Genomic DNA, 6,965 nt, shown 5'->3' with positions numbered 1-6,965 from the left:
GGCAGGGGGAGCAGGGGGAGCAGGTGAGGCAGGGGGAGATAAAGAGAATAACTCTTAACTCCTAACTCAGCACTCAGCACTCAGCACTCAGAACTATTGACAACTGACAAATGACAAATCTGCATACACTTCGAGGTCGGGAACAAAGAACTGCTTGGATTTTACTAACACCAGCATTGCTGCTGTTGTTGTTTGTATTTGGCTACCCGATTTTACGAGCATTCTGGTTAAGTGTATTTACTAAGAATTTGGCAACGGAGTTACAACCCGTATTCTCTGGTTTAGACAATTATGTGCGGATGGCGGGGGATGGTCGTTTCTGGCAGAGTTTATGGACGACGACTGCATTCACAACAGCATCCGTACTTTCAGAACTCTTGCTAGGACTCTTGATTGCTCTAGTTCTCAATCAAGCGTTTTTTGGACGAGGTATATTGCGAACGATCGCTATTCTACCTTGGGCTTTACCAACCGCTTTGATTGGGCTGGCATGGGCTTGGATTTTTAACGACCAGTTTGGGATTGTAAACGATATTCTACTGCGATTGGGGTTGATTAAAACTGGGATTAACTGGTTAGGAGATCCAACACTGGCAATGCTGGCAGTTATCTTTGCTGATGTTTGGAAAACAACACCTTTTATTAGTATTCTGCTGTTGGCTGGCTTGCAGTCAATATCAAAAGACCTCTACGAAGCTTACTCAGTCGATGGGGCAAATGCTTGGCAAAGCTTCCGCAATATTACCCTGCCACTACTGCTGCCGCAAATCTTAATTGCAGTCCTATTTCGATTTGCTCAAGCTTTCGGGATTTTTGACTTGATTGCTGTGATGACTGGGGGCGGGCCTGGTGGTGCGACAGAAGTGGTTTCGCTGTACATCTACTCTACGGTGATGCGTTACTTAGATTTTGGTTATGGAGCAGCTCTGGTAGTGGTGACATTTCTCATATTAATTGCTGCGGTAGCGATCGCTAGTTTCTTGCTTAATAAATACCGTGCCAAAACATCAGGAGTTATTTAACCTATGAGTTCAACTCCAAAACAAATAGGGAAAACTAAGTTTTCTGTAAAAAAAATCTTACTGTTAATAGCAGTTGTATTAGTGATGTTATTCAGCCTAGCGCCAGTCCTATGGCAATTGCTGACCTCATTTAAAGTTAACGATGATATTGCTGCCGTTCCTACTGTCTATTTCCCCACACGATTTACTTTTAGTCACTACATTGAATTATTTACCCGTCGTCCATTTTGGCGCTACATCTTCAACAGCGCCTTTGTGTCGATTACTTCTACAGCTTTAGCTTTAGCGATCGGCGCGCCTGCTGCCTATGCCCTGGCACGATTACGCCCTTGGGGCGAACGATTTATCCTTGCCAGCATTCTCATCGTGACTTTATTTCCGGGAATTTTATTGTTTCTAGGATTGTTAGAAATTATCCAAGCCCTCAGACTTGGTAACAATTATTTGGCGCTGATTATACCTTATACTGCTATCAATTTGCCGCTGACAATTTTAGTACTTAAAAGCTTTTTTGAACAATTGCCCAAAGACTTAGAAGATTCTGCTAGGGTCGATGGCTACAATACATTGCAACTACTGTGGCAAATAGTTTTGCCTATGACCCTTCCCGCCTTAGTGACTACTGGAATTCTCACTTTTATTTTTGCCTGGAACGAGTTTATCTTCGCTTTGACATTTATGACCCGTGAAGAGTTGAAGACAATTCCCGTTGCTGCTGCTCAGTTAGGTGGTGCGACAGTTTTTGAAATTCCCTATGGTGCGATCGCATCTGCTACTGTTATCGGCACGTTACCCCTAGTTTTACTAGTTTTGTTTTTCCAGCGCCGGATTGTCCAAGGTCTGACTGCTGGTGCTGTCAAGGGATGAGGGAGACAAATCAATTAAAAATTAAAAATTAAAAATTAAGAATCCATACTTCTACTTCCTGCCTTCTGTACAGACGCGTAGACGCTCGTAAGAGCGGCTTCTCGTAAGAGTATAATCGCGTCTCTACGACAACTGACCACTGACAATTAGAAAAATGGCTAAACTCGAACTCAAAAACTTGAATAAAACCTATACTTCCAAAGTCGTTCCTGTCAAAGACGTTAGCTTAACAGTAGATAACGATGAGTTTCTCACTTTACTCGGCCCTTCTGGCTGTGGCAAATCCACCGTTCTCCGGATGATTGCGGGTCTTGAAGAACCGACTCGCGGTCAGATTAAGATTGGAGAGGTGGATGTTACACATAAATCGGCAGGCGATCGCAACATTGCGATGGTATTTCAAAGCTATGCACTTTATCCTCACATGACGGTGTACGAAAATCTCGCTTCTGGACTCAAGCTGAAAAAAGTACCATCAGCAGAAATTAAACGGCGAGTGGCAGAGGTGGCAGAAGTTTTAGGATTAGCAGAGTTAATGAACCGTAAGCCAGGTCAAATGTCTGGAGGTCAACGACAGCGTGTGGCGGTCGGTCGTGCTTTGGTGCGTAATGCCGATGTCTACTTGTTGGACGAACCATTAAGTAACCTGGATGCACTGTTGCGAGAACGAGTTAGAGCCGACCTCAAGCAAATTTTTGCCGAACAAAAAGTGCCTGTGGTGTACGTTACCCACGACCAAACAGAAGCGATGACACTCTCCACGAAGGTAGCTTTGCTCAACGATGGCTATGTCCAACAACTCGACCCGCCGGAACTCATTTATAACCATCCAGCTAATCTATTTGTAGCTGGATTTGTTGGCAGTCCGCAAATGAATTTGTTGACTTTACCTTGTAAAGAACGATACGCCATACTGGGTAACTTCCAAGTGCTTCTCCCAGATATCCCAACTGTACCACCCCAGATTGTTTTAGGAATCCGCCCAGAAGATGTCCGTATTGCTCAACCAAACGATACTCAGACTATCCAAGGGCGAGTATATTTGGTGGAAAACTTGGGTATGCATTATTTGGTCAGTGTCAAAGTTGAGGGTTCACAAACCGAAGGAATTACGATACGTGCTTTGTTGCCAACAGACCAAAGGTGGAGTAGTGAGGATATTACACTGGCATTGCCTGCTAAAGATATTCACTGGTTTGATGTTCAATCTGGTGATGCCCTTGTCAGGAGACAAATGTGAGGCGTGATATCATGTCCGCCTAATCAACTGCTGTAAGTCATAGTAATACCCACCTAACCTCCTTCATCTACTATCAAGGTTTGTAATTGTGTGGCTAATAGTTTGACATTGGGTTGATAAAGCATTCGACCGTGATTTCCAGGTACAGATATCACCTTGACAGGCTTTTGAGTATAAGTTTGCCATCCCCAATCAGGCAAATCGCGATCGGAAAAAGCTTGGAGTTCTTGCAAAACAATCTCTTTAACTTCTTGAGCGCGGAATAAAACAATAGGTGCAGAAATTGGATGACTCGGCTGATAATTTGCGTAATTGAGCGTTAGCACTTTCATCACTTTCATATTGGTTTTGAGTAAAGAAAGGGTGGAGTGTTCCGGTAAAATATTATGTTGATATAAATACTCGGCAGCCAGATCCCACCTAGCTTGGTCATTAGGTTGAGCGGCTAAATCATCGTATGACAAACCTAAAGAAACTTCCTTTAAAGCTTCAATCCGTTGAATTGTTTGCCAGATCCAATCGATATCTGTTCTATTAGTTAAATACTCAGATTTAGAAACTAGTCCAGCATCCAAGATAGCCAGTAAACCTACCCTTTCACCTTGCTTTTCGAGTTGGGAAGCCATTTCAAAAGCAACAGCACAACCCGAAGAGTATCCTATGAGGATGTATGGACTCTTGGCTTTTTGTTGGTGTAATAGCTCAATCAGTTGACTCGCATGGGCTGCTACTGAGTCAGGGAGTGGAGTAGAGCCATCTCGCCCTGGAGTTTCAAGTCCATACACTGGACGTTCAGTGCCTAAATCGATTGCCAAATCTCGAAAATAGAAGCTGTATCCGTTTGCGCCAGGAATCAAAAATAGAGGGGTTGCATTTCCTTGAGGTTGTAGTAAAAGCAAATCGGGATGAGACTGTTGAACCTCATTATTACAAAGTTGTTCTGCCAGTTGAGCAATAGTAGGATTCTGAAATAAACTACTTAAAGAAAGCTGTTGCTCAAACATCTGTTGAATATTATTGAGCAGTTTGATTGCTAATAAAGAATGACCGCCCAAGTCGAAAAAGTTATCATGAATCCCAATCTCTTGACGTTCGAGTACAGCAGACCAAACTTGCGCTAGTTGTTGTTCAACTTCGTTGCGTGGGGCTGCATATAAGCCTTCAATTACAACATTGGGAACAGGTAAAGCTTTACGGTCAATTTTGCCATTGGGAGTTAAAGGCAACTTATCGATTACCACAATCTGAGCAGGAATCATGTAATCGGGTAAACGGCATTTGAGGTGACTTTTCAATTGAATAGATAAATCAGTAGTGATTCCTGTTACATAAGCAATTAAACTCTGGTTACTCTCAGTTTTATATAAGGTGACTATTGCTTCTTTAACTGATGGATATTGCAATAAAATTGATTCAATTTCACCGAGTTCAATTCTAAAACCCCGTAGTTTAATCTGAGCGTCAATCCGACCCAAGTATTCCAGGTTGCCATCATCTCTCCATCTTGCTAAGTCGCCAGTTTTATAGATTCGCTCAACTTTACCAAATAATTCCACTTCAAGAAATTTTTGAGCGGTTAATTCCGGACGATTAATATAACCCCGTGCTAAACCAACCCCAGCAATACACAATTCTCCTGGTATACCTGGCGGTAATGGTTGATTGTGAGCATCTAATATATAGATACGAATATTAGGCAAAGGTTTACCAATTAATGGTTTTTTTCCATTAGGATGACAAAGAGCTATGCTTGCACAAACCGTAGATTCTGTTGGGCCGTAGGCATTAAAAAAACGCCGTCCTTTTGCCCACTTTGTAACTAATTCTGTTGGGCAAGCTTCACCAGCAGTAACTACAATTTGCCAATTAGGTAAGGTTGTTTGTGGTAATAAAGATAAGACTGAAGTAGGTAACGTAACATGGGAAATTTTGCGATCGCCTAAAAAGTTCACCAAATTAAGATTTGGTAACAAAGTCTCTTTTTTAGCAATATATAAACAAGCACCTGTGGCTAGGGCAGTAGCAATTTCCCAAATTGAGGCATCGAAGCTGAAAGAAGCAAACTGAAGCAAACGGCTTTGGGGTTGAATTTGCAAAACTCGCTCAACTGCCAAAGTCATATTGACCAATCCTCGATGCTCAACCATTACTCCTTTCGGTCGTCCTGTCGAACCAGAAGTATAGATGACATAAGCTAAATTATCGGGCGTACTTTGGAGGCTAGGATTATCTGTTGATTCTTCGGCAAAAGTTTCTTCATCTAAACAAATTACTTGAGGAGAGTTTTCTAATTGAGCTAAGGGTAATCGATCTAAAAGGAAACTTTGGATTAGTAATACAGATGCGCCAGAATCTTCTAACATTAACCCAATTCGTTCTTGAGGATAATTGGGGTCAATCGGCACATAAGCCCCACCTGCTTTCAGGACACCGAGTACACCAACAATCATCTCCAAAGAACGTTCAACGCAGATACCGATTAAAGTGTCTAGCTGAATTTGATAATTTTGAATTAAATAATGAGCTAATTGGTTCGCTTTTTGATTCAGTTGTTGATAAGTTAGCCTTTGAGATTCAAACACCAAAGCGAGATTGTTAGGATTTTTGGCAACTTGAGCTTCAAATATTTCAACCAAAGTTTGATTGAGAGGATAATCAGTTTGTGTTTGATTCCAGCGTTGTAGTTGCAGAAGTTCAGGTGCTGTCATCAAAGGCAGAGTATTAAGAGATTGGTTTGGGTTAGCAACAATTCCCTTCAGCAAAACTTCAAATTGTTCCGCCATCCTTTGGATAGTACTCTTTTCAAACAAATCGGTGGCGTATTCCCAAGTTAAATCTAACTGGTTATCAGATTCTATGGCTAGAAGTGCTAAGTCAAATTTAGCAAACGGATAGGTTAATGGAAACCATTCAATCTCTAGTCCTGGCAAACTTAGGTCGGGACTTTCATTATTTTCCAGTGCAAACATGACCTGGAATAACGGGTTATGGCTCATACTGCGTTCTGGTTGCAACTTTTCTACCAGATACTCAAAGGGAATATCTTGATGAGAGTATGCATCTAAACAAGTTTGACGAGTTTGTTGCAAGAACTCGATAAAGCTTTGCTCAGACTTGATTTGGTTACGCAGTATTAAGGTATTGACAAAAAAGCCGATTAATCCTTCTGTGTGGCTGTGGGTACGGTTAGCAATAGGAGAACCAATACATAAATCTTCTTGGCGACTGTAACGAGAAAGCAGAATACTAAAAGCTGCCAATAAAGTCATAAACAAACTTGCCCCTTGCTGTTGACTTAAAGTTTTAATGGCAAGAGTTAAGTTAGGTGGTAGGGAGTAGCGCAAGCGATCGCCCCCATAGCTTTGTAATGCCGGACGGGGATAATCGGTAGGCAACTCCAGTAATGGGGGGACATCACTGAGTTGATTTTTCCAGTAGTCGATCTGGGTTTCTAATACCTCTCCTTGTAACCAACTTCTTTGCCAGTTTGCGTAGTCGCTGTATTGAATAGGCAAAGGAGCAAAGTTTGGGGTTTGACCTTGGGCAAAGGCAGTATAAGCTTGCCGTAACTCACGGACAAACACACCCATCGACCAGCCGTCGCTGATAATGTGGTGCATAATGATGAGCAGCACATATCTCTGTTCATGCAATTGCAGCAGTTTTGCTTTAAACAACGGGCCAGTATTTAAATCAAAAGGTTCTTGAACATAAGCATCGATAAAACGCCGAACGCTTGAGGGCTGGGGAGATGAGGGGGATGAGGAAGATGAGGGGGATGAGGGAAATATTGATACTATTTCTTCTCCCCCAGTCCCCAGTCCCCAGTCCCTGTC

4 protein-coding genes are annotated in these 6,965 nt (G+C 42.2%); 3 read left to right on the top strand and 1 reads right to left on the bottom strand.

The annotated features are described in order from the left end of the window. Positions 1-110: 110 nt before the first annotated feature. The 3 genes from I8752_RS20725 to I8752_RS20715 all read left to right on the top strand — a co-directional run bounded on the left by I8752_RS20725 (position 111) and on the right by I8752_RS20715 (position 3,129). The gene (locus tag I8752_RS20725) at positions 111-1,022 is read left to right on the top strand and encodes a carbohydrate ABC transporter permease (protein ID WP_214434181.1); all 912 of its coding nucleotides are present in this window, start codon (positions 111-113) and stop codon (positions 1,020-1,022) included. Between the two features lie 3 nt (positions 1,023-1,025). Continuing rightward, positions 1,026-1,889 carry a carbohydrate ABC transporter permease gene (locus I8752_RS20720; RefSeq protein WP_214434180.1) on the top strand — a complete coding sequence of 288 codons (864 nt, stop codon included), beginning with the start codon at positions 1,026-1,028 and terminating at the stop codon, positions 1,887-1,889. A gap of 154 nt (positions 1,890-2,043) precedes the next feature. Next, entirely contained in the window at positions 2,044-3,129 is a 1,086-nt protein-coding gene (locus I8752_RS20715; protein ID WP_214434179.1) for an ABC transporter ATP-binding protein, read from the top strand. A gap of 53 nt (positions 3,130-3,182) precedes the next feature. Here I8752_RS20715 and I8752_RS20710 read toward each other — a convergent pair. Further along, on the bottom strand, positions 3,183-6,965 hold a 3,783-nt coding region (locus I8752_RS20710; RefSeq protein ID WP_214434178.1), incomplete at its 5' end, for a non-ribosomal peptide synthetase.

It is taken from the genome of Dendronalium phyllosphericum CENA369 (assembly GCF_016056275.1).
In the GTDB taxonomy this organism is placed as follows: domain Bacteria; phylum Cyanobacteriota; class Cyanobacteriia; order Cyanobacteriales; family Nostocaceae; genus Dendronalium; species Dendronalium phyllosphericum.
The sequence above is the reverse complement of the archived record's forward strand: the minus strand, read 5'-3'. Positions and strand labels throughout refer to the sequence as shown.

What these genes read in the sequence shown, in the direction of transcription:
- I8752_RS20725 (WP_214434181.1), top strand. Translation starts at nt 111, where the DNA reads ATGACAAATCTGCATACACTTCGAGGTCGGGAACAAAGAACTGCTTGG.
- I8752_RS20720 (WP_214434180.1), top strand. Translation starts at nt 1,026, where the DNA reads ATGAGTTCAACTCCAAAACAAATAGGGAAAACTAAGTTTTCTGTAAAA.
- I8752_RS20715 (WP_214434179.1), top strand. Translation starts at nt 2,044, where the DNA reads ATGGCTAAACTCGAACTCAAAAACTTGAATAAAACCTATACTTCCAAA.